The sequence below is a fragment of the New Jersey aster yellows phytoplasma genome (assembly GCF_002554195.1).
GTDB lineage: Bacteria > Bacillota_I > Bacilli_A > Acholeplasmatales > Acholeplasmataceae > Phytoplasma.
Genome location: NZ_MAPF01000039.1, coordinates 1 through 1,149 on the forward strand (window position 1 = coordinate 1; position 1,149 = coordinate 1,149).

General features: G+C 25.1%; 1 pseudogene. It reads left to right on the plus strand.

The window, feature by feature from the left end:
* Nucleotides 1–597, plus strand: a pseudogene (locus BBA70_RS01500) (hypothetical protein); the annotation flags it as partial.
* Between the last annotated feature and the right edge of the window lie 552 nt (nucleotides 598–1,149).

Here is a 1,149-nt window from a genome sequence, read left to right on the forward strand (position 1 = left end):
GGGGCGGTTGGGAAACAAAATCAACCCCCAACGACTTAGTTCAAATCCAAAACTTTTTACAAACATTAAAAGGAGAATTATTAAATATTACAATTGTTTCTCATTCTAAAAAGAAAAATTTATCAACAAGCCAATTATCGCCCAAAAAACCAAACTCTATTTGTAGACCCTCAAATCTTAGATGAAATGAAAAAGTATAGAATAGAAATAATCAAAAATCACTCTTCCGAAAACGATAATAATAATCAAACCCTAACCAACCCCATATCACCCCCAAAACACCAAAATAATACCCTTAAAACACATTTCCCTATCTTCCAAATTAATTATCTTAACGAACAAAAAGATTATATTAAAGAATTAATAAGTAAGATAACCATAGACAAACTAGAAACTTTAAAATTATATAAATTAGATGCTAAAAAAGTAGATAAATATAACAATCCTATAAAAACAAATTATAAAAAAGGATTAAATGTTATTTATTATCAATCGGAAGATTTAAAACACATCAAATTATTTTTAACCAAAAATAAACAGGGCTATCGGGTTAAAAAAATACATCCCATGTATAAATATATATCTAAAATCAAATAAACACTTAACTAACAGTTTTATAACACTTCACTAACAGTTTTATAACACTTCACTAACAGTTTTATAACACTTCACTAACAGTTTTATAACACTTCACTAACAGTTTTATAACACTTTCAATATTTAAAATTCTTTGACAAAACCAAACATTTTTAAGGAGTGATATTTTATATATTATATCGATAATGATAATGATACTCGATATTTGATATTATCGTTGTATCTTTTATCTATCATTATTATTTTTCGATATATAAATAACTCCCTATTTTTCCTTTCCATTATTAAAAAGAGTTGTTTAAAATTATCCAAACACAATACCCTAACGCGCTGAAGCGCTAATAACAATCATAAGTACACATAAATAAAAGAAGAAGAAAAATAAAAATCCCCCAGTTGCGCGCTACCCCCTTTTTTAAATAAATATAATCATTCAGAGTTATAATGGTTATGTATATGATATAAAAAAGGAAACAATATTTAAATCATGAAAAAAATAGCTAAAATAATAGAAAAAGAGAAACAAAAAAATAAATTATTACAAACTCTAAT